General features: G+C 75.1%; 22 protein-coding genes. 10 read left to right on the top strand and 12 right to left on the bottom strand.

Going from position 1 to position 19,834, the window contains the following annotated elements; genetic code table 11:
* A partial coding sequence (locus IH44_RS0133440; RefSeq protein WP_030463564.1) for a hypothetical protein occupies positions 1-231 on the top strand: 231 nt, incomplete at its 5' end.
* 19 nt (positions 232-250) lie between these two features.
* Here IH44_RS0133440 and IH44_RS0133435 read toward each other — a convergent pair.
* Complete coding sequence (locus IH44_RS0133435; protein ID WP_030463563.1) at positions 251-997, bottom strand: SDR family NAD(P)-dependent oxidoreductase; 747 nt, start codon at positions 995-997, stop codon at positions 251-253.
* A gap of 388 nt (positions 998-1,385) precedes the next feature.
* Between IH44_RS0133435 and IH44_RS0133430 the strand changes: the two genes are divergently transcribed.
* The 5 genes from IH44_RS0133430 (at position 1,386) to IH44_RS0133410 (ending at position 6,391) form a co-directional block, all read left to right on the top strand.
* Positions 1,386-2,420: an esterase family protein gene (locus IH44_RS0133430; protein ID WP_030463562.1), complete on the top strand. Its 1,035-nt coding sequence runs from the start codon at positions 1,386-1,388 to the stop codon at positions 2,418-2,420.
* Positions 2,421-2,705: 285 nt separating this feature from the next.
* A complete protein-coding gene (locus IH44_RS0133425; RefSeq protein ID WP_030463561.1) occupies positions 2,706-3,467 on the top strand; it encodes a hemerythrin domain-containing protein in 762 nt (253 codons plus the stop codon).
* 202 nt (positions 3,468-3,669) lie between these two features.
* A complete protein-coding gene (locus IH44_RS0133420) occupies positions 3,670-4,401 on the top strand; it encodes a TetR family transcriptional regulator (protein ID WP_232795184.1) in 732 nt (243 codons plus the stop codon).
* A 135-nt stretch (positions 4,402-4,536) separates the two neighbouring features.
* Entirely contained in the window at positions 4,537-5,292 is a 756-nt protein-coding gene (locus tag IH44_RS0133415) for an SDR family NAD(P)-dependent oxidoreductase (RefSeq protein ID WP_030463559.1), read from the top strand.
* A 58-nt stretch (positions 5,293-5,350) separates the two neighbouring features.
* Positions 5,351-6,391 (top strand): NAD(P)-dependent alcohol dehydrogenase, encoded by a 1,041-nt coding sequence (locus tag IH44_RS0133410; protein ID WP_030463558.1) that lies wholly within the window; start codon positions 5,351-5,353, stop codon positions 6,389-6,391.
* 110 nt (positions 6,392-6,501) lie between these two features.
* Here IH44_RS0133410 and IH44_RS0133405 read toward each other — a convergent pair whose 3' ends face one another.
* Positions 6,502-6,975 (bottom strand): pyridoxamine 5'-phosphate oxidase family protein, encoded by a 474-nt coding sequence (locus tag IH44_RS0133405; RefSeq protein WP_030463557.1) that lies wholly within the window; start codon positions 6,973-6,975, stop codon positions 6,502-6,504.
* Between the two features lie 70 nt (positions 6,976-7,045).
* Here IH44_RS0133405 and IH44_RS0133400 point away from each other — a divergent pair, with 70 nt between their 5' ends.
* Positions 7,046-7,597, top strand: coding sequence for a DUF1697 domain-containing protein (locus tag IH44_RS0133400; RefSeq protein ID WP_030463556.1), 552 nt, complete (start codon positions 7,046-7,048; stop codon positions 7,595-7,597).
* Between the two features lie 43 nt (positions 7,598-7,640).
* Here IH44_RS0133400 and IH44_RS0133395 read toward each other — a convergent pair whose 3' ends face one another.
* Positions 7,641-8,669 (bottom strand): YafY family protein, encoded by a 1,029-nt coding sequence (locus IH44_RS0133395; RefSeq protein ID WP_030463555.1) that lies wholly within the window; start codon positions 8,667-8,669, stop codon positions 7,641-7,643.
* Between the two features lie 197 nt (positions 8,670-8,866).
* On the opposite strand from IH44_RS0133395, the gene IH44_RS0133390 reads away from it, so the two are divergent.
* Positions 8,867-9,265: a VOC family protein gene (locus IH44_RS0133390; protein ID WP_030463554.1), complete on the top strand. Its 399-nt coding sequence runs from the start codon at positions 8,867-8,869 to the stop codon at positions 9,263-9,265.
* A 7-nt stretch (positions 9,266-9,272) separates the two neighbouring features.
* Here IH44_RS0133390 and IH44_RS0133385 read toward each other — a convergent pair whose 3' ends face one another.
* From IH44_RS0133385 to IH44_RS0133370, 4 genes are all read right to left on the bottom strand, one after another.
* Complete coding sequence (locus IH44_RS0133385) at positions 9,273-10,055, bottom strand: TetR/AcrR family transcriptional regulator (protein WP_081967285.1); 783 nt, start codon at positions 10,053-10,055, stop codon at positions 9,273-9,275.
* Between the two features lie 128 nt (positions 10,056-10,183).
* Positions 10,184-10,393, bottom strand: a complete 210-nt coding sequence (locus tag IH44_RS0133380) for a 4-oxalocrotonate tautomerase family protein (RefSeq protein WP_030463552.1) — start codon at positions 10,391-10,393, stop codon at positions 10,184-10,186.
* Between the two features lie 69 nt (positions 10,394-10,462).
* Entirely contained in the window at positions 10,463-11,209 is a 747-nt protein-coding gene (locus tag IH44_RS0133375; protein WP_232795183.1) for an SDR family oxidoreductase, read from the bottom strand.
* A 136-nt stretch (positions 11,210-11,345) separates the two neighbouring features.
* Complete coding sequence (locus tag IH44_RS0133370; RefSeq protein WP_051817842.1) at positions 11,346-11,939, bottom strand: MarR family winged helix-turn-helix transcriptional regulator; 594 nt, start codon at positions 11,937-11,939, stop codon at positions 11,346-11,348.
* A 93-nt stretch (positions 11,940-12,032) separates the two neighbouring features.
* On the opposite strand from IH44_RS0133370, the gene IH44_RS0133365 reads away from it, so the two are divergent.
* On the top strand, positions 12,033-12,677 hold the full coding sequence (locus IH44_RS0133365) for an MBL fold metallo-hydrolase (RefSeq protein ID WP_030463549.1): 645 nt from the start codon (positions 12,033-12,035) through the stop codon (positions 12,675-12,677).
* A gap of 67 nt (positions 12,678-12,744) precedes the next feature.
* Here IH44_RS0133365 and IH44_RS0133360 read toward each other — a convergent pair whose 3' ends face one another.
* The 5 genes from IH44_RS0133360 to IH44_RS41820 all read right to left on the bottom strand — a co-directional run bounded on the left by IH44_RS0133360 (position 12,745) and on the right by IH44_RS41820 (position 18,042).
* The gene (locus IH44_RS0133360; RefSeq protein WP_030463548.1) at positions 12,745-13,716 is read right to left on the bottom strand and encodes a DUF1152 domain-containing protein; all 972 of its coding nucleotides are present in this window, start codon (positions 13,714-13,716) and stop codon (positions 12,745-12,747) included.
* A 151-nt stretch (positions 13,717-13,867) separates the two neighbouring features.
* Positions 13,868-14,830 carry a DUF1152 domain-containing protein gene (locus IH44_RS0133355; RefSeq protein WP_030463547.1) on the bottom strand — a complete coding sequence of 321 codons (963 nt, stop codon included), beginning with the start codon at positions 14,828-14,830 and terminating at the stop codon, positions 13,868-13,870.
* Between the two features lie 69 nt (positions 14,831-14,899).
* Complete coding sequence (locus IH44_RS0133350) at positions 14,900-15,739, bottom strand: siderophore-interacting protein (RefSeq protein ID WP_030463546.1); 840 nt, start codon at positions 15,737-15,739, stop codon at positions 14,900-14,902.
* 149 nt (positions 15,740-15,888) lie between these two features.
* Positions 15,889-16,248 carry an ArsC/Spx/MgsR family protein gene (locus IH44_RS0133345; protein WP_030463545.1) on the bottom strand — a complete coding sequence of 120 codons (360 nt, stop codon included), beginning with the start codon at positions 16,246-16,248 and terminating at the stop codon, positions 15,889-15,891.
* Between the two features lie 120 nt (positions 16,249-16,368).
* The gene (locus tag IH44_RS41820; RefSeq protein ID WP_035957202.1) at positions 16,369-18,042 is read right to left on the bottom strand and encodes a glycosyltransferase family 39 protein; all 1,674 of its coding nucleotides are present in this window, start codon (positions 18,040-18,042) and stop codon (positions 16,369-16,371) included.
* 590 nt (positions 18,043-18,632) lie between these two features.
* On the opposite strand from IH44_RS41820, the gene IH44_RS0133335 reads away from it, so the two are divergent.
* The gene (locus IH44_RS0133335) at positions 18,633-19,748 is read left to right on the top strand and encodes a PP2C family protein-serine/threonine phosphatase (RefSeq protein WP_051817840.1); all 1,116 of its coding nucleotides are present in this window, start codon (positions 18,633-18,635) and stop codon (positions 19,746-19,748) included.
* The last annotated feature ends 86 nt before the right edge of the window (positions 19,749-19,834 follow it).

Genomic DNA, 19,834 nt, shown 5'->3' with positions numbered 1-19,834 from the left:
CCCACCCCCACCCACCCCCACACCCCCATCCTGGACGTCGAACTCCGCGGCGGCCGCTGGGACGGACACCTCAAGCGGGTCCGCCCCAGCGCGCCGCCGCCGTCGTTGCGGATGGTGCTGCGCGCCGAACTCCCCGACCCGGCCCGCGGCGAGCAGTGGCCCACCACCAGCGTCTACCGCTACGACCCGGACGGGCCCCGGCCGACGTACCGCCACTCGCACGACGAGTGAGGCCGCCGCCGACGGGCCCTCAGCCCCGGCCGATGTACGGCATCGCGGTGGCCATCACGGTGGCGAACTGCACGTTCGCCTCCAACGGCAGCTCCGCCATGTGCCGCACCGTCCGGGCCACGTCCGCGACGTCCATGGTCGGCTCGGGCGCGGTCCGCCCGTCCGCCTGCCGCACCCCCGTGTCCATCGCCGCCGTCATGTCGGTGGCCGCGTTGCCGATGTCGATCTGCCCGCAGGCGATCCGGTACGGGCGGCCCTCCAGCGACAGGGCGCGGGTCAGGCCGGTGACGGCGTGCTTGGTCGCGGTGTAGGCGATCGCGTGCGGGCGCGGCACGTGGGCGGAGATCGAGCCGTTGTTGACGATCCGTCCGCCCTGCGGGTCCTGCTCCTTCATCCGGCGGAACGCGGCCCGCGCGCACAGGAACGCGCCGGTCAGGTTGAGGTCGACCACGGCCCGCCAGTCGGCCGCCGCCACCTCCTCGACCGGGGCGGAGCGGCCGAACGTCCCGGCGTTGTTGAACAGCAGGTCGATCCGGCCGAAGTGCCCGACGGCCGCGTCGAACAGCGCCTCCACCTGCTCCTCGTCGGTGACGTCGGCGGGCACCGCCAGGACGCGGTCCGGCCCGAGCCCGGCGGCGGTCTCCGCCAGCGGGGCGGCCCGGCGCCCGGCCAGCACCAGCCGCCAGCCGGCCCGGGCGAGCTCGCGGGCCACGGCGCGGCCGACGCCGCTGCCCGCACCGGTGATCACGGCAACCTGCTGGGACACGCGCACACTCCTCGGGTGGATCCGGGACACCGAACCACCATGATCGCCGGGCCGGGGTGCCGCGTCAGCTGGAGGACCGTCCAAGCCGCGCCGCGCCACCGGATCCCCGGCCCGGTGCGGACTTCCGGCCCGGTGCGGATCCCCGGCCCGGTGCGGACCCCCGCCGACCGGCCGGAGCACCCCCGCCGACCGGCGGGTTGTGGGCCCCGCCGCAACCGGCCCGGGGGGAGGCACGTCATAGGATCACGGGAGGCCCGGACCGCCGCAGCGCGCGCGGCCGGGGCCGCAACCCTGGGCGAAGCCGCCGCCCGCGGCAGCCGTCCCCGACACTCACTGACCAGGGCCCCCACCCGGCTGCCGGGCCGGCCCCCCGCCCGGAGAGACCACCGTGCTGCCGCAGCCCCGCCCCGCCGCCCGCCGCCCACTGGCGGCCGCCGTCGCCCTGCTCGCCCTCACCGTCCCGCTCGCCGCCTGCGGCAGCTCCGGCAGCGGCGCCGACGCCGCCCGGGCCGCGATCTCCACCGGCCAGAACTCCGGGTCCGCGGCCGCCGCGCCGCCCAGCAGCGCCCCGCCGAAGCCGACCAAGGTCCTGATGCCGACCGGCCCGGCCACCCAGTTCACCAAGGCCCGGGACACCCCGGCCGGCCCGATCATGATGACCACCCTGGCCGGCGCCAAGTCCGGCGTCAGCGGCAAGGTCTGGATCTGGCTGCCGCCCGAGTACAACGACCCGAAGTACGCCAAGACCGGCTTCCCGGTGCTGACCCTGTACGCGGGCGGGCAGAGCGCCGGCTACAACACCTGGACCGACAACCAGCTGCCGATCCAGGAGATCGACCAGCAGCTGGTCGCCCAGGGCAAGGCCCACCCGTTCATCATGATCATGCCGGTGCAGAACCTGGACTCCAACGAGTCCAAGGCCCTGGAGTGCGCCGACATCCCCGGCCAGCCGAAGATCGGCACCTGGATGGCCGAGGACATCCCGGCCTTCGTCCGCGCCAACTTCCGCACCATCAAGGGCCGGGACGGCTGGGCCGTGATGGGCGCCTCCACCGGCGCGTTCTGCAGCGCGAAGCTCGCGCTCCAGCACCCCGACGTGTTCAAGGCCGCGGTGCCGATCGACGGCTACTGGAACCCCGACTCGCCGCTCTGGAAGGGCCACGAGCAGGAGCGCCTGGCCAACAGCCCCGACCAGCTGATCGGCGCCGGCGCCGCCGACGTGCGGATGCTGGCCACCGCGGGCGGCGCCAACCCGTACGAGATCAAGCTGGTGAAGAACTGGGTCGCCAAGGCCAAGGCCCCCACCACCGTGGAGTACTACGAGCAGCCCGGGGGCAAGCACCTCACCTCGGACTTCAAGAAGATGATCCCCACCACGCTGGAGTGGCTGACCGCCAACACCGCCGGGCCGGAGTCCGACTGACCGCGTCCGCGTCGGCGCCCGCACCTCCTGTGTCCGCGCCCGCACCCTTCCGTGTCCGCGTCCCCTGCGGGCGTGGACACGCCCGGGCCCGGGGAGGCGAAGGCAAAACTTCGCCAAAAACCGGGCCCGGAACCCCCGCAACGCTCTGACCTGCACATCAATCGGTCGTTCATTCACCCCTGATGGACTGCGGTCACCCTGGAGCCGTGGACCGGAGAACTGGACCGGGGTGTCGCACCGCGACCCCCGCTCCGGCCAGCCCCAGACCGTCGTGAAGAGAGCGCCATGTCCCGTCACCTGCTGTCCGTTGGTCCCGAGACCGCCCCTGCCCGGCAGGACCAGGCGCCCGCCGCGACGACCGACCCCGCCCCGACCGCCGACCCCGCCACGGTGTCCGAGCCGATCCCGTTCGCCGGGCTGCGCCTGGTGCACGCCGCCGTCCGGCGCGACCTGGCCCGGATCCCGCAGGCGCTGCGCCTGCTCCAGCCCGAGGACCGCGACGCGGCCGAAGCCCTCAAGCGGCACTGGGACTTCGTCAACGCCATGATCACCTGCCACCACGAGCAGCAGGACACCCGGCTGTGGCCGGTGCTGCGCCGCTTCGCACCCGAACTGCGGCTGCTGCTCAACTGGCTGGAGTCCGACCACCACAACCTCGACCAGTGCTTCACCCGCACCACCACCCTGGTCGGCATCGCCACCCGCGACCCGGCCAGCGCCTGGCCGGTCTCCTACGCGGTCGAGGAACTGGCCGCCCGGGTGGAGACCCACCTGCGGATCGAGGAGCGCCAGCTGCTGCCCCGGATGGCGGGCGTCTTCCAGCCCGGCTCCCGGATCGGCACCCTGCCCGAACTGCTCGACCTGCTGCGGGTCGCCGACGGCCCGTCCGCGTCCGACGCCCTGGTGTGGCTGCTGGAGGGCGTCGCCCCGGAGCAGATCGACCGGCTGCTCGCCGACTGCGACGACGAGACCGTGCGCCACTGGCCGCACTGGCGCGACACCTACGCCCGCTGCACCGACCGGCTGTGGGGGCCGACCGGGCAGTAACGGACCACCGGCCCGCCGCCGCCCGACGGGCCGGTCGTGATGTCCCGGCGGGACTGATGTCCCGCCGGGACATTTTCGGGAGTACGGTGGGGCCATGAACACCGACCGGCCCGCGCCGCACACCGCACCCGCGTCCGGGCCTGCACCCGCGTTCGGGCCTGCGTCCGGGCCCGGCCCCGAGGCTGTGTCCGGGCCCGGGGCTGTGTCCGGGCCCGGTGCGCAGGGCGTCCCCGGGCCGCGCGGCACCGGGCCGGACGCGGTGGAGTCGGACGCGGTGGAGTCGGACGCGGTAGGGCGGGACGAGGCAGGGCCCCGGGACGGGGGCGGGGGCGGGGCCGGGCGGCGCGACCGCAAGGCCCGGCGCACCCGCGAGGCGATGGCCGCCGCCGCGCTGCGCCTCACCCTGGCGCACGGCTTCGCCGCCCTCGCCGTCGAGGACGTCACGGACGCCGCCGACGTCTCCCGCCGCACCTTCAGCCGCCACTTCGGCTCCCGCGAGGACGCCGTCCTGGACTGCCTGCGTGCCGACTTCGCCCGGATCAACGAGGCGCTCGCCACCCGGCCCGCCGCCGAGTCGCCGGTCGCCGCCTACCGGGCCGCCGTTGCCGCCTGGCTGCACGACCCCGACCCCGAGCACCCCGCCTGGCACCGCCGCCCCGGCATGCGCGACCTGTTCGTCCTGATCGACGAGGAGCCCGCGCTGACCGCCGCGTTCCGCCGGATCTCGGTCGCCGAGGAGGAGCGGTCGATCCGGCTGGTCGCCGCCCGGCTCGGCCTGCACCCGGAGACCGACCTGCGCCCCGCCGTCGCCGTCGGCCTCGGCGTCGCCGCCCTGCACGCCGCCACCCGCACCTGGGTGCGCGACCCCGCGGGCGACCTGCCCACCCTGCTCGACCGCGCCTTCGACCTGGCGGCGGCCGAACCCCCGAGCTGACCACGGGAACTGACGAACCGTCAGCCCGCGGTCCCCACCAGCACCACCCCGCACCACCCCGCGCCGACCACCCGCCGGCCGGGACCAGTACCACCCGCGCCCACCCCTTCGCGCGGCGCACGAGAGGAACCACCCATGACCACCCAGGAGTTCGCCGGCCGCACCGCCCTCGTCACCGGAGGCGCCTCCGGCATCGGCCTGGCGACCGCCACCCTGCTCGCCGAGCGCGGCGCGCAGGTCGCCGTCGCCGACTACAACCTGGACGGCGCCCGCGCGGCCGCCGCCGCGATCGAGGCCACCGGTGCGAAGGCGCTGGCCGTGCAGCTCGACGTCACCGACCCGGCCTCGGTCGAGGCCGCCGTCCGGGCCACCGTGGACGGCCTCGGCCCGCTCAGCCTCGCCGTCAACAACGCGGGCATCGGCGGCCCGGTCGCCCCCACCGGCGAGTACGAGCCGGAGGCGTGGCGCCGGGTGCTGGCCACCAACCTGGACGGCGTCTTCTACTCGATGCGCTACGAACTGCCGGAACTGCTGGCGGCCGGCGGCGGCTCGATCGTCAACATGGCCTCGATCCTCGGCACCAACGGCTTCGCCAGCTCGCCCGCGTACGTCGCCGCCAAGCACGGCGTGGTCGGCCTGACCAAGACCGCCGCGATCGAGTACGCCCCGCAGGGCGTGCGGGTCAACGCGGTCGGCCCCGGCTTCATCGACACCCCGCTGCTGAAGGACACCGACCCGGAGGGCCGCGAACTGCTGATCTCGCTGCACCCCGCCGGGCGGCTCGGCCGGGCCGAGGAGGTCGCCGAGCTGACCGTGTTCCTGCTGTCCGACCGGGCGTCCTTCGTCACCGGCAGCTACCACCTGGTCGACGGCGGCTACGCCGCCCGCTGAGCCACCGTCAGGGGGCCGTTCCCCCGGGGGGACCCGCGCGCGAAGGAGCGTCGAAACCATGAAGGCAGTCCAGTACCGCACCGTCGGCGGCCACCCCGAGGTGGTCACCGTCCCCGATCCCGAGCCCGGTCCCGGGCAGGTGCTGCTGAAGGTCACCGCCGCGGGCGTCTGCCACTCCGACATCGCCGTGATGAGCTGGTCCGCCGAGCAACTGCCGTTCCCGCTGCCGCTGACCCTCGGCCACGAGGGCGTCGGCACCGTCGCCGGGTTCGGCGCGGGCGTCACCGGCCTCACCGAGGGCGAGTCGGTGGCCGTGTACGGCCCGTGGGGCTGCGGCAGCTGCGCCAAGTGCGCGGAGGGCAAGGAGAACTACTGCCTGCGGGCCACCGAACTCGGCATCATGCCGCCCGGGTTGGGCGCGCCCGGCGCGATGGCCGAGTACCTGGTCGTCGACGACCCGCGGCACCTCGTCCCGCTCGGCGACCTCGACCCGGTCCGCACCGTCCCGCTCACCGACGCCGGGCTGACGCCGTACCACGCGATCAAGCGCTCGCTGCCGAAGCTGCTGCCCGGTTCGACGGCGGTGGTGATCGGCACCGGCGGCCTCGGGCACGTGGCGATCCAGCTGCTGCGGACGATGACCGCGGCCCGGGTGATCGCGCTCGACGTCACCGAGGAGAAGCTCGCCCTGGCCCGCACGGTCGGCGCGCACGAGGCGGTCCTCTCGGACGGCGCGGCGGCCGGCAAGGTGCGCGAACTCACCGCCGGGCTGGGCGCGCAGGCCGTCTTCGACTTCGTCGGCGCCCCGCCCACCACGGCCCTGGCCGGGCAGCTGGCCGCCGTCGAGGGCGACGTCACCATCGTGGGCATCGGCGGCGGCACCCTGGCGGTCGGCTTCGGCGCGACGCCGTACGAGGTCTCCGTCACCTCCCCGTACTGGGGCAGCCGCTCCGAGCTGATCGAGGTCCTCGACCTGGCCCGGGCCGGCGCGGTCGACGTGCACGTCGAGACGTACGGCATCGACGAGGCGCCGCTCGCCTACGAGCGCCTGCACGCGGGCAAGATCAACGGCCGGGCGGTGATCCTCCCCAACGGCTGACGGCCCGTCGTCCCGTCGGCCCATCGGTTCGTCGGTTCGCGGCCGGTGGCGGCTCCCTGCGCTCTCCGCAGGGGGTCGCCACCGGCCGTCTGCGTCAACCGGCCTTCGTGCTACCGGCGTTCGACCACCCGGACGGGGCCGCCCGGGTGCCAGCTGCTGATCACCAGGTGGTCGCCCGCGACCTCGGTCAGCACCGCGCCGGTGAGCTCCAGCCGGAACGCGTGGTAGGGGCCGGGCGGCGGCTCGGGCAGGCCCGCCTCGTACCCGGCGATCTCCGCCGGGTCGGTCAACTCGACGGCGCGCAGCGAGAGTTTGGCGTCCCCGCCGGCCAGGTCGGTGCCGGGCCCGGGGTTGGCGTGCAGCGCGCAGCGGCCGTCCCGGCGCAGGTCGGCGGCCTTGACCGCGCCGGCCATCGAACCGAGGTACAACTCGGGCCCGTGGAAGTCGACTTCGGTGCCGCTCACCCGGGGCGAGCCGTCCTTGGTGAGGGTGGCCAGGACGTGGTGCTTGTGCGCCTCGAAGCGGGCCCGGATCCGCGGGGCGAGGCCGGGGGCCTGCTGCTCGAACTCCTGCCAGGTCGTCATGGCGCGCAGTGTAGGCGCCGGGCCCGACAGTTCCCGGGAGGTGTCGGCGGCGCGGCCTACACTCGGCCGCATGGAGACCTACATCGCCTTCCTGCGGGCGATCAACGTCGGCGGCCGCACCGTGAAGATGGACCGGCTGCGGGAGCTGTTCGCCGGGCTGGGCCTGGAGGGCGTGCGGACGTACATCCAGAGCGGGAACGTCTTCTTCCGCACCGCCGAGACCGACCGGGCGGCGCTGGCGGCCCGGATCGAGGCGGGCCTGGCGGACGGGCTCGGCTACCCCGTGCCGGTGATGCTGCGGACGGTCGAGGAGGTCGAGGCGCTGCTCGCGCTCGACCCGTTCGCCGCGGTCGAGCCCGCCGAGGACAAGCGGCTGTGCGTGTTGTTCCTGTCCGAGCCGCTGCCGGACGAGGTCGCCGCCGCGCTGCCGGTCGCCTCGCCGAAGGGCGACTGGGAGATGGTCGGCGCCACGGCGGACGCGGCGTTCGTGGTGATGTACGTGCGCAACGGCCGGTTGAACGGGAACCCGGCCACCGCCTTCCCCAAGTCCTACCGGGGGCAGGCGACTTCGCGGTTCTTCCACACCACCGCGAAGATCGCCGCGGCGGCCCGCAAGGGCTGACGGGCCCGGACCCCGGACCTCGGACCCCGGGCCTTGGGTCGCGTCAGTGCGGGCGGGCTGCCGCGGCCAGCCGTTCGGCCAACTCCGCGACCAGGAAGCGGAGTTGCTCCGGTTCGACGATCGTGAACGGGCGGTCGAGGGCCGCCAACACGCCCGGGAGCCAGTCGAGTTCGGCCACCCGCAGCTCGACGTCCGACCAGCCGTCGGGGCCCGGTTCGCCGACCAGGGCCAGCCCGGCCGGCAGTTGCGCGCGGATCCGGGCCGCGTCCGCCCGGATCCGCAGCCGGACGCGGTGCCGGTGCGGGGCGGTGGCCAGGGCGTGCAGGACGCGCTCGGCCGGGTCCGGCCCGGCGGGCGGCTCGAAGGTGCCCGGCAGCGGGCGGGGCGCGGCCAGCCGGTCGAGCCGGAACAGCCGCTCCGCGTCCGCCCCGGTGTCCCACCCGGTCAGGTACCAGCGGCCCGCGTGCAGCACCAGCCCGTACGGCCGGACGGTCCGCTCGCGGGTGCGGCTGCCGGTGGCGGCGTCGTCGGTGGGGTCGCCGGTGCGGCGGCCCGCGCTGGTGTAGCGGAAGGCCAGCGGGCGGCGGTGGCGCACCGCGTCGGCGACGGTCAGCAGCGCCTCCGGGTCCGGAGCGGGGGCGGAGGCCGCGGCGGCGGAGCTCGCGGCGGCGGGTGCGGCGGTGAAGGCCAGGGTCGACAGCAGGGCGTCCAGGCGGTGGGCGAGCCGGGGCGGCAGGACCCGGCGGATCTTCGCGGCGGCCGTCTCGCCCGCGGTGGCGGAGGCGGCGGACAGCCCCGCCCGCTGCGCGGCGGCCAGGCCGAACAGGGCCGCCAGCGCCTCCTCGTCGGTGAGCATCAGCGGCGGCATCCGGTGCCCGGGCGCGAGCCGGTAGCCGCCGTAGCGGCCGCGGACCGACTCCACCGGCAGGTCGAGGTCGACCAGGTGCGCGACGTACCGGCGGACGGTGCGCTCGTCCACCTCCAGCCGTTCGGCCAGCTCCGCGACGGTGCGGACGCCGCCGGACTGCAGCAGCTCCAGCAGGGCGAGGACACGGGCCAGGGGTCGGGTCATGGCGTCGATTCTCCTCCCGATACCGGGCGGATTCCGTCCGGTATCACCGCTAGCGTCGGAATCCGGAACCGGCCGCACCCGGTGTCCGGTGCCGCAGGCCCGGTGTCGGACGCCGGTGCCGCACGCCGGTGCCGGACGCCCGGGACTGAACGCCGGGGCCGGAACCACCGCACTGGAACACCGCACGGGAGCACCCCATGAACCTCGTCTCCGTCCGACTGATCACCGCCGACGTCGACCGCCTGGTCGCGTTCTACGAGCAGGCCACCGGCCTGACCGCCGTCCGGGCCACCCCCGACTTCGCCGAACTCCGCACGCCCGCCGGGACGTTGGCGATCGGCAGCACCCGCACCGTGCCGCTGTTCGCCCCGGGCTCGGCCGAGCCGGCCGCGAACCGCAGCGCCATCGTGGAGTTCCTGGTCGAGGACGTCGACCTGCTGCACCGCCGACTGGCCGACAGCGGCGCGGAGTTCGTCAGCGGGCCGACCACCCTGCCGTGGGGCAACCGCTCGCTGCTGCTCCGCGACCCGGACGGCACCCTGGTCAACTTCTTCACGCCGGTGACGCCGGAAGCCCGGGCCCGGCAAGGGGTCTGACGGTCCGTCAGGAGGCGGGCGGCTGCTGGAGGGTGTTCAGCCAGACCAGCAGCAGGGCCGTCTCCGCCTCGCCCAGCGGGCCGGGGCGCTGCTTCAGCTGGGCCTCCAACTGGCGGGCGGCGGAGGCGAGTCGGTCCTCCTCGGGGGCGGGCGCGGCGGCCGACTCGTTCAGGCAGGAGGCGAAGACCGCGTCCCGGACCCGGGTGGACAGCTCCGGGTCGGCGAAGCGGTCGGGCTGGGAGAGCATGCTCAGGGTGACGCCGACGTTGGCCGCCAGGATCGCCTGCGCAGCCTGCTCGGTGGGGATCCGCAGGGCGCCGGCCGCCGCGCACCGGTCCAGGGTCTGCTTGAGCATGTCGAAGATCCGGGTGGCCGGTTCGGGCACCTCGGGCAGGACGGGCGAGAACATCAGCCGGTACAGCGCCCGGTTGGTCAGCGCGAAGACCATGTGGTCGTCCCAGCCCGCCCGCAGGTCGGCGACCGGGTCGGCGGTGACGGCGAGGGCCCGCTTGCGGTCGATGTAGCGCTCGAAGCCGTGCGCGACCAGCGCCATCAGCAGGCCGTTCTTGTCGCCGAACAGGCGGTACAGCACCGGCTGCTTGACGCCGACCGCGTCGCACACGGCGCGGGTCGAGACGTCGTTGTCCGCGGACTCCTCGAGCAGGTCCTCGGCGGCTTCGAGCATCCGGGAACGGAGGTCGCCGGTCCCCCGGGGGGCGGTGCCGGCGGGGGCAGTGCCGGTGGGGGTGGTACCTGCGGGGGCGGTACCGGTGGTGCCGGCGTCGTGCATGGCCTGTTCCTCGATTCCTCGCTGCCCGGGCCAGCGTAGTGGAGGGCGGCGCCGGGCCCTCCCGGCCGGGCGCGCGGGCGGGCCGGGCCGGGAGGGGGGTGGTGCTGCGGTGGTGCTGCTGTTCGGTGCTACTCGGTGCCGTTGAGCATGGCGGCGGTCAGGACGTGGCCGCCGATGCCCCAGCCGCCGTCGGTGACCTCCTCGACCAGCACCATGGTGTTCTGGCGGGCCCGCTCACCGTAGAGCTCGGCGTACAGGTCGGTGACGCGGTCGACGATCAGCTGCTTCTGCTCCGCGGCCAGGGTGCCGGCGGGGACCTTGAAGTTGGCGAAAGGCACGGTGCTCTCCTCGTGAAGGGTGGTACTGGTGACGGTGACGGTGGTGGTGCGGGAAGGACTGGTGGCGGGTCAGACGATCCCGCCGTTGCTGCGGATGTTCTGGCCGTTGATCCAGCGGCCGGCCGGGCCGGCCAGGAAGACGGCCAGTTCGGCGATGTCCTCGGGGGTGCCGAGCCGTTCGAGCGGGGGCTGCGCGGCCAGCCGGTCGATGGTGGCGGCGTCCTTGCCGTCCAGGAACATCGCGGTGGCGGTGGGGCCGGGGGCGACGGTGTTCACGGTGACGTCCCGGCCGCGCAGCTCGCGGGCGAGCACCAGGGTCAGTGCCTCGACCGCGCCCTTGCTGGCCGCGTACGCCCCGTAGGCGGGGAACTGCAACCCGACCACCGAGGTGGAGAAGTTGATCAGCGCCCCGCCCCGGCGCAGCCGGCGGGCGGCCTGCTGGGCGACCACGAAGGTGCCGCGGACGTTGACCCGCTGGACCTCGTCGAAGTCGGCCAGGTCCAGTTCGGCGACCGGCGCCAGCCGCATCACCCCCGCGGTGTGCACGACCACGTCCAGCCCGCCGAACTCGGCCTCCACCAGGTCGAACGCGGCGGCCATGGCGTGCTCGTCCGCGACGTCCCCGCCGACGGCCACCGCCCGCCCCCCGGCCCCGACGACCTCGGCGACCAGCGCTTCGGCCTTGGCCCGGTTGCCGGAGTAGTGGACGGCGACGGGGTACCCGGCGGCGGCGAGCTGCCGGACCACGGCCCGGCCGATGCCGCCGGAACCGCCGGTGACCAGGGCGACCCGGGGTGCTGATTCGGTGCTGGACATGGCACGGCCCTCCGTCATTTCGATGATCTCGCTGTGCTGTTGTCAACGATAACAGAGTTTTGGATCGTTGATACGGAGATTCTGTTGTCATCGAAATGGAGGTGTTGGCCGCCGGGCTTGCCGACGGCCCCGCGGCTCACCAGGCCCCGCTGATCGGCCCCCGGTCGCCCGTCCGTCCCGCACTGCCCGCACTGCCCGCCGTGCTCGATTCGCCCGCGCCGTCCGCGCCGGCCGCGCCGTCCGCGTCGTCCGTCGCGCTCAGCTCGGTCGCGATCCGGTCCAGCAGGGGGAGGGCCCGGGCCAGTAGGAGTCGCTCGGACTCGTTCAGGCTTGCGGTGAGCGCCCGGGCGAGCAGGCCCACCCGCTGCCGCCGGTCGGCCTCGATTGCGTTCCGGCCCTGCGCGGTCAGGGTGAGCACCTTCTTGCGGGCGTCGTCCGGGTGCGGCCCGGCGGTCAGGTGGCCGGCCTCGGTGAGCTCCTTGACCGTGGCGGCCATGGTCTGGTGCCGCACGCCGCGGCTCGCCGCGAGTTCCGCGGTGGTCATCGGGCCCTGCCGGTCGAGCAGGTCCAGCACCGTCGCCGGGATGGGGGCGAGCTGGTCGTGCGGCCGACCGGCCCGGACCAGGCCGCTGATCGCCGCCCGCAGCTCGGCCGCGAGGTGCTCGGCTGCGGGCTGTTCGGCGGCGGGCCGTTCGGTCCGGGGCTCGGGGGAGGGGGAGGGGTGTGCCATGCGGTCACGCTACCAGTTGTACAGTCAGGACTGTACAGTGCAGACTGCACAGTCTCGCCTGCACATCTCTGCGGTTCCGTGAAAGGACTCCCGATGCGGCTGACCAAGCACGCCCACGCCTGCGTGACGCTCACCAAGGACGGCGCCCGGATGGTCGTCGACCCCGGCGCCTTCACGCCCGACGCCGCACAGGCGGTGGCCGGCGCGGCGGCGGTGCTGATCACCCACGAGCACTTCGACCACTTCGACGAGGAGGTGATCGGCGCGGCCCTGGAGGCCCGCCCCGAGCTGCGGGTCTACGGCCCCGCCGCGGTGGTGGAGCGGTGGACGGCGGCCCGGCGCGGCCAGGTGACGGCCGTCGCCGCCGGGGACGCGTTCACCGCGGCCGGCTTCGACGTCACCGTCCACGGCGACCTGCACGCCGCCATCCACCGCGACATCCCGCGCGTCGCGAACCTCGGCTACCTGGTCGACGGGCAGGTCTACCACCCGGGCGACGCCTACCACGTGCCCGAGGCCCCGGTCGGCACGCTGCTGCTGCCCGCCGCCGGCCCGTGGACCAGGACCGGCGAGGCCGCCGACTACGTCCGGGCGGTCGCCCCCGGGCGGCTGGTGCAGATCCACGAGGCGATGCTCAGCGAGATCGGGCAGCAGTCGATGGCCCGCATCCTCAGCCCGGGCATGCTCACCGACGTCCCGCTGGAGATCGTGCCGCCCGGCGACAGCATCGAGGTCTAGCAGGTCCAGCGGGTCTAGCAGGTCCAGCGGGTCCGGCGCCGGGGTCGGGTGCGGGACCGGGCGGGCCTCAGTGCGGGAAGGGGCGGGCCGGGCGCTGCCGGGGCAGGTCCTCGCGGAAGTCGGCGATCACGGAGGCGATCTCCCGGGTCGTGGCGGTGCCCTCCAGCCGGTCCAGGTAGAGGTTGCGGGCGGCCAGGGCCTCGACCGTGACGCCGAAGTACAGCGTCATCAGCGGGTTGACGAACAGCGTGCTGTCGCCGGTGTGCTCGGTGAAGCGGACGTTGCCGAACTCGCCGCGCAGCGCGGCGGCGACCGAGCCGTGCACGATGCTGGCCCGCTCGGGGTGCTCGGCGCGGGCGCGGGCCACGGCGTCCAGGTAGTGGGCGGCCTCGGGGGAGTCGGCGGGGATGGAGAACGCGCCGAGGTAGCCGCCGTCGCGGTGCAGCGCAGCGAGGTTCTCCAGCACCAGGGCGTGGCTGACGCCGTGGTGGGCGTCGACGCCGAAGCCGAGGCAGGCGACCAGGCGCTGCGGCACGTTCCGGAGCCCGGCGACGGCCGCCAGCGAGGCCATGTCCTCCTCCGGGGTGCCCAGGCCCGCTTCGTCGCCGCGCAGCAGGATGTCGGTGCCGCCGTCCACCAGCAGGATCGCGTCGATCCCGAGCCGCCGCACCAGCGTCCGGTAGGCGGTCCGCAGCGGTTTGACCCCGGTCGAGGCGAACGCCCAGACGGCGTCCGGCAGTTGGTGGTCGCGCAGCCAGCGGGCCAGCGAGCGTTCGGGGAACTTGGTTTCGGCGGACGGGGTGTCGGGCGTGATCCGGGCCAGGTGCGGTCCGGCCCAGGCCCCGCCGTCCAGACCGTAGTGGTGGGTGAAGGACAGGTTCGCCAGGTGGACTTCGCGCCCGGCGGCCCGCAGCGCGAGGGCGAGCGGCAGTCCCGCGTACACGTCGTGGCCGCCGCCCGCGCCGGCGATCAGGATCCGTTCGGCGCCCAACAGGCGGGTGAGCAGCGGTGGTTGGAAGAACGCATCGGTGGTGGTCATCGGGGGCGGAGGCTAGCAGCCGCCCGGCACCGGAGGGGACCGGTTTTCCTGCGGGCCACCCGCCCGGGGCCAGGCACGCAGGGTAGCCGGGCGCGCAGGGCGGCCAGGCATGCAGGGCGGCCAGGGGGGGGGCAGGGTGGCAGGGCGGGTCTCAGTGCGGGAAGGCCCGGGGTGGGCGCTGTCGGGGGAGGGAGTCCTGGAAGCGGCCGATGGCGGCGGCGACCTGGCCGAGCAGGACGGTGTGTTCCAGGCGGTCCAGGTAGAGGTGCCGGGCGGCGAGGGCTTCGACGGTGGCGCCGAAGTAGAGGGTCATCAGCGGGTTGATGAACAGGGCGCTGCTGCCGGTGCGTTCGGTGAAGCGGACGTCGCCGAACTCGCCGCGCAGCGCGGCGGCGACCGAGCCGTGCACGATGCTGGGGTGCTCGGGGCACTCGTCGCGGGCGTGGGCGACGGCGTCCAGGTAGTGGGCGGCCTCGGGGGAGTCGGCGGGGATGGAGAACGCGCCGAGGTAGCCGCCGTCGCGGTGCAGGGCGGCGAGGTTCTCCAGCACCAGGCTGTGGCTGACGCCGTGGTACGCGTCGATGCCGAACCCCAGGCAGGCGACCAGGCGTTGCGGGATCTCGTCGAGTCCGGCGACGGCGGCGAGCGAGGTCATGTCCTCCTCCGGGGTGCCGAGTCCGGCCTCGTCGCCGCGCAGCAGGATGTCGGTGCCGCCGTCCACCAGCAGGATCGCGTCGATGCCGAGCAGGTCGACCAGCGCCCGGTACGCCGCCCGCAGCGGCTGCACCCCGGTGGGCGGGAACGCCCAGACGGTGTCCGGCAGTTGGTGGTCGCGCAGCCAGCGGGCCAGCGAGCGTTCGGGGAAGTACCGGTCGGCCGAGCGGACGTCCGGCGTGATCCGGGCCAGCTCGGGGGCCGCCCAGACGTCCAGGTCCAGCCCGTGCAGGCTGCTGAACGAGAAGTTCGCCAGGTGGACTTCGCGCCCGGCGGCCCGCAGCGCGAGGGCGAGCGGCAGTCCCGCGTACACGTCGAAGCCGCCGCCCGCCCCGGCGATCAGGATCCGTTCGGCGCCCAGCAGGCGGGTGAGCAGCGGCGGCTGCAGGAGACTCGTCACCTGCGGGAAGGTAGCAGCCGCCGGCTCCGGCCCGGGGCCCTTTCCGCAGCCGGGGCCCCGGGGGTCCGGTCAGCCGGGCTGGGAGCGGTGGAGGAGTTCGCGGGCGTCGGCGAGGTCCTCGGGGGTGGGGGCGTCGTCCTGGGTGAGGCGGGTGCGCCAGTAGCCGGTGGAGCGGACGGCGGAGCGGGGGAGGCCGCGGTCCTCGACCAGGTGGCGGCGGAGGGCGCGGACGGTGGCGGCCTCGCCGGCCAGCCAGGCGGGGCCGGGGTCGGGCGGGAGCACGGCGGAGCGGACGGCGGCGAGCAGGCGGGTGCCGTGCGGGGCGTCCCCGCGGTGCACCCAGTGGGCGGTCAAGTCGCCGAAGCCGAGCAGGGGTTGGTGCTCCTCGGGGCCGGCGACCTCGATCCAGGCGTGGGCCCGGGCGTCGGCCGGCAGGGCCTCGACCAGGGTGCCGAGGGCGGGCAGCGCGGACTCGTCGCAGGCGAGCAGCAGCGGTCGGCCGCCGTCCAGCGGGAACGGGCGGGCGGACTCGGGGGAGGGCCCGGACATCTCCAGCACCTGCCCGGGCCGGGCCCGCGCGGCCCACGCGGCGGCCGGTCCGACCGCGCCGTCCTCCCCGAGGCCCTCCCCGGAGGCTCCGGGCAGGATGAAGTCGACGTCCACGGTGTGGAGTTCGGCGTCGTGGGCGCGCAGGGTGAAGGGCCGCACCCAGGGGCGGCGGGCCGCGGTGACGGCGTGGTGCCGGCCCACCAGGTCCTGGCCGGGGCGCGGGAAGTGCAGCTCGACCTGCTGGTCGGGCCCGGCCAGGGCGAACCCGCCGGGCGGCAGTGCGAAGGTGACCCGGACGGTCCGCGGCGTGGGCCGGCACACCGCGGTGACGGTCAGGCGGCGGATCGGCAGGTCGGACACGGTGCGCTCCCGGCAGGCTCGGCGGACGGACCGCCCCAGCCTGCCGGGCCCCGCCCACAGACCGCTGTCATCCCGCTGTCACCCGCCCCAAGGGCTCAAGGGGCGCGAGGGGCTCAAGGGGCCCAGGGCGCTCAGGGCGCTCAGGGCGCTCAGTGCGAGAGCACGTCCTGCACCGCGTCCGGGGTCCGCCCGATCACGGTGTAGCCGTCGTCCGCGGTGATGATCGGACGCTGGATGAGGACCGGGTTGGCGGCCATCGTGGCCACCCAGCGGGCCCGGTCGGCGTCCTCGCGGCCCCAGGAGCGCAGGTCCAGCTCCTTGGCCACGGCCTCGTCCAGCCGAGCCACGTCCCACGGCTCCAGGCCCAACCGGCCCAGCACCTCGGCGAGTTCGGCGGCCGTCGGCGGCTCCTCCAGGTAGCGGCGCACGGTGTACTCCACGCCGGCCGCGTCGAGTTCGCCCTGGGCGGTGCGGCACTTGCTGCACTGCGGGTTGATCCAGATCTCCATGGCCGTCCAGCCTACCGACCCCGGCCTACCGTCCCCGGCCCACCGACCCCGGCCCGCCCGCGGTCCGCCCGCGGTCCGTCCCCGGCCGTCCGCGGCGGTCGCCGCCCTCGCGAGGCGCGCTCACTGCCCGCGCGCGAGCAGGGTGAGCGTCAGGCCGCCCGCGTGCGAGGTCCGGACCGGCGTGTAGCGGGACTTGAGCGCCTCGGCCTGGGCGGGGGAGAGGTCCGCGTAGGGGTCGGGCGACTCGCCGACGGCGACCACCCACACCCGCGGGTCCGCCCCGAGGCAGTCCGCGGGGACGGGGCACTCCAGCGCGAAGAAGTCGTTCAGCCGGACGGCGTCGGTTCGGACGAACACGTCCCGCAGCCGGTCGGAGCGCGGCAGGTAGTAGCGCACCCCCAGGTCGAGCATCAGGTAGGACGCGCCCCCGCGGGGCGGGACGATCGCGTCACCGGGGCGGTAGTCGGCGGCCAGCAGCGCGGCGGTGCCCTTCAGGTCGCGGGGGTCGTGCGCGGTGACGGCGCGCAGGCTCGACTGGGACGGCAGGACGACGACGCCGACCGCGATCAGCAGCGTCGGGCACAGCGCGCGCCGCAGCAGCGTCCCCGCCAGCCGGACCCCGCCGGACGCCCGGACCCCGCCGGACGCCCGGACCCCGCCGGACGCCCGGACCCCGTTCCCGTCCGGGACCTGCTCCCCGTTCCCGTCCGGGACCCGCTTCCCGGCCCGCATCCGGACGGCGCTCCCGGCCAGGGCCGCGATTCCGGCCCCGGCCAGCATCGTCCAGGCCGGGACGGTGAACAGCAGGTAGCGCTCGGTCCAGTACGAGGAGGAGCCCTGGGAGAGGAACCACACGGCCAGCAGGGGCAGCACCGCCAGCAGCACGACCTGGAGGGAGGCCGCCCGGGTCGCGCGGTGGAGGCAGGCGACCACGGCCGCCGCCAGCAGGGCCCGCTCGATGTCCTCGGTCCCGAAGATGCTCGGGAGGGAGTGCACCAGGTCGATCGGCTTCGGGGTCAGGATCCAGGAGATCTGCCGGGACGCCTGCCGCTGCCCGGCCAGCACGATCGGCAGCAGGCCCGCGGCCGCCGCCGTGGCTGCCAGGCAGTAGCCGGGCAGCGCGCGCTTCCACGTCCGGCGCCGGAGGCGGACCGCGACCGTGCCCGCGTGTCCGGCCAGGATGGCGACGGCCACCAGGTGGAACGCCCCCGCCAGCAGGACGCAGACCGCGTACCCGCACCACCACGGCCAGACCCGCCCGGACTCCTCCAGCGCCCGGAGCAGGAACCAGGTCGCCGCGGTCACCGCGAGCACCACGAGGGCGTAGGAGCGGGCTTCCTGGGCGTACCGCGAGACCGCGGGGACCATGGCGAACAGCAGGCCGGCCGAGAGTCCGGCCGGGCCGCCGAAGAGCTTCTTCGTGCTCAGCGCCACCAGGGCGGCCGCGCCGGTCACCGCCAGCACGCTCGGGGCCCGGAGGCTGACCGGGGAGTCGCCGAACAGGGCGATCCAGTAGTGCATGGTGAAGTAGTAGGCGCCGGAGACCGCGTCGACGTTGTGCAGCATGTCCAGCAGTTCGCCGGGGCTCCGGGTGGCCGCGCTCCAGGTGGCGATCTCGTCCCGCCAGAGTTCCGGTCGGCCGACGTGGTAGCCGCCGAGGACGCACGCGAGCAGCGCCGGCCAGAACCAGAGTCCGGGTGGGGCCCAGAGCAGTGCGGCCGGCCGGATGCGGGGGAGGGACGGTGCGCCGGCCGCGGTGGGAACGTCGGGCGACAGGCGGAGACGTCGAAACATGGATGCCGGTTTCTCGCTGGGACGGGTCGGTGGAGCGGGCGCCTCGGAGCTTCCGGTTCCGGAACGGGAACTCCCGTTCCGGCCGATCGCACGCCAACTGCAGCCCCCGCCCGAAAACTAGCAATAGTGGGGACGCCGGAACGCGGACACCGGTTTCCTGCCGGAGCGGTTCGGTGGGACGGGCGTTCCGGAGCCTCCGGCCCCGGAACGGGAACCCCCACCGAAGCCGATCGTGTGCAAACCGGTGTGCCTGTGTAAAAACGGGCAGCACCGGTCGGTGAACCCTCCCGTTTGTGAACATCCGTCCGTATTCGGCCGTCCGTGTGCCCGTGCCCGTCCGTCCGCGCGCCGTGCCCGTCCGTGCGTCCGTGTCCGTCCGTCCGTGCCCGTCCGCGCGCCGTGCCTGTCCGTGCGCATCCGTGCCCGTCCGCGCACCTCGGCGGTGACCCGGCTCACAGCACGTCGTCCCGTTCCGCCGGAACGGGCCGAAGGTCCCGAACCGTCGGGACTTTGGCGTGCGGTGGCCGGGAGCCGCCGCACGCGACGATGGAGGGGAGGACCCACCCGTACCCGCCGTTCAGGAGGTCAGCATGGCAGCGTGGCCCGCCACCGCAGTCCGCCCGGCCGGGGCGCGCTGGGAGGCCGCGATGGCGCAGGCGCTGCGCGCCCCGGCCTGGGTGCGGCTGCTGCCGGTGCTGCTGGTGGTCGCCGACCTGGTGATGGAGTGGTCCATCCCCAGCTCGGTCGCGGCCGGCTTCCTGCTCACCGTGATCCCGGTGGTGGTCGCGTTCAGCGGCGGCCCCGCGCTGGTCGCCTGCTCCACCGCCGTCACCGTCGCGCTCCAGGCGCTGCTCGCGCTGCGGGCCGGCCACCTGACCGAGCAGCACCACCTGTGGACGTACCTGGCCACCGCGCTGGCCGGCGCGATGGGCGCGGGGCTGGCCCGGCAGCGCCGCCGCCAGGCCCGCGACCTGGCCCGGGTGCGCGCTGTCGCCGACACCCTCCAGCACACCGTGCTGCGCCCGGTCCCGGCCCGCGCCGGGGGCCTGCGCGCCGCCGGGCTCTACCACCCCGCGCAGGCGGACGTCGGCATCGGCGGCGACCTGTACGAGGTGTGCGAGACCCAGTACGGCACCCGGATCCTGCTCGGGGACGTCCGCGGCAAGGGGCTGGACGCGGTGCGGACCGTCGCCGACGTGATCGGCGCGTTCCGGGTCGCCGCCTACGAGACCGCCGAACTGGGCGAACTGGCGGCCAAGTTGGACCGCCAGGTGCACCGGGCCGCCGAACAGCGCGGCGACCGCGAGCTGTTCGTCACCGCGGTGCTGCTCGAACACCGCCCCGGCGGGACCGAGCTCGGCCTGGTCAACCGGGGCCACCTGGCCCCGCTGCTGCTGGCCCCGGGCAGCGTCGGCACCGTCCGCTGCCCCGAGGACCTCCCGCTGGGCCTGGGCCACCTGGCGGCCGGCCCCGTCGAGCCGCCCGCCACCGTCCCGCTGCCGCCCGGCCGCACCCTGCTGCTGCACACCGACGGCCTCACCGAGGCCCGCGACCGCACCGGCGCGTTCTACCCGCTCGCCGCCCGCCTGGGCACCCTGCCCGCCACCGACCCGGACGCCGTGGTCTCCTTCCTCGACCGGGACGTCCGCCGCCACGCCGGCTCCCTGACCGACGACGTGGCGGTCCTCGCCTTCACCACCTCCTAATGTTGTTGTCAAGCAGCTGATGTGACGGGGAGTGCATGCTCGTAGTGCTTCCCGTCACGAATGAGGGCCCAGAGGACGTTGACGCG

The organism is Kitasatospora sp. NRRL B-11411, from assembly GCF_000721345.1.
Taxonomy (GTDB): domain Bacteria; phylum Actinomycetota; class Actinomycetes; order Streptomycetales; family Streptomycetaceae; genus Kitasatospora; species Kitasatospora cineracea.
The sequence above is the reverse complement of the archived record's forward strand: the minus strand, read 5'-3'. Positions and strand labels throughout refer to the sequence as shown.

Coding starts and splice junctions, on each gene's coding strand:
- IH44_RS0133425 (WP_030463561.1), top strand. CDS start 2,706: ATGTCCCGTCACCTGCTGTCCGTTGGTCCCGAGACCGCCCCTGCCCGG.
- IH44_RS0133415 (WP_030463559.1), top strand. CDS start 4,537: ATGACCACCCAGGAGTTCGCCGGCCGCACCGCCCTCGTCACCGGAGGC.
- IH44_RS0133410 (WP_030463558.1), top strand. CDS start 5,351: ATGAAGGCAGTCCAGTACCGCACCGTCGGCGGCCACCCCGAGGTGGTC.
- IH44_RS0133405 (WP_030463557.1), bottom strand. CDS start 6,975: ATGACGACCTGGCAGGAGTTCGAGCAGCAGGCCCCCGGCCTCGCCCCG.
- IH44_RS0133400 (WP_030463556.1), top strand. CDS start 7,046: ATGGAGACCTACATCGCCTTCCTGCGGGCGATCAACGTCGGCGGCCGC.
- IH44_RS0133395 (WP_030463555.1), bottom strand. CDS start 8,669: ATGACCCGACCCCTGGCCCGTGTCCTCGCCCTGCTGGAGCTGCTGCAG.
- IH44_RS0133390 (WP_030463554.1), top strand. CDS start 8,867: ATGAACCTCGTCTCCGTCCGACTGATCACCGCCGACGTCGACCGCCTG.
- IH44_RS0133385 (WP_081967285.1), bottom strand. CDS start 10,055: ATGCACGACGCCGGCACCACCGGTACCGCCCCCGCAGGTACCACCCCC.
- IH44_RS0133375 (WP_232795183.1), bottom strand. CDS start 11,209: ATGTCCAGCACCGAATCAGCACCCCGGGTCGCCCTGGTCACCGGCGGT.
- IH44_RS0133370 (WP_051817842.1), bottom strand. CDS start 11,939: ATGGCACACCCCTCCCCCTCCCCCGAGCCCCGGACCGAACGGCCCGCC.
- IH44_RS0133365 (WP_030463549.1), top strand. CDS start 12,033: ATGCGGCTGACCAAGCACGCCCACGCCTGCGTGACGCTCACCAAGGAC.
- IH44_RS0133360 (WP_030463548.1), bottom strand. CDS start 13,716: ATGACCACCACCGATGCGTTCTTCCAACCACCGCTGCTCACCCGCCTG.
- IH44_RS0133345 (WP_030463545.1), bottom strand. CDS start 16,248: ATGGAGATCTGGATCAACCCGCAGTGCAGCAAGTGCCGCACCGCCCAG.
- IH44_RS41820 (WP_035957202.1), bottom strand. CDS start 18,042: ATGTTTCGACGTCTCCGCCTGTCGCCCGACGTTCCCACCGCGGCCGGC.
- IH44_RS0133335 (WP_051817840.1), top strand. CDS start 18,633: ATGGCAGCGTGGCCCGCCACCGCAGTCCGCCCGGCCGGGGCGCGCTGG.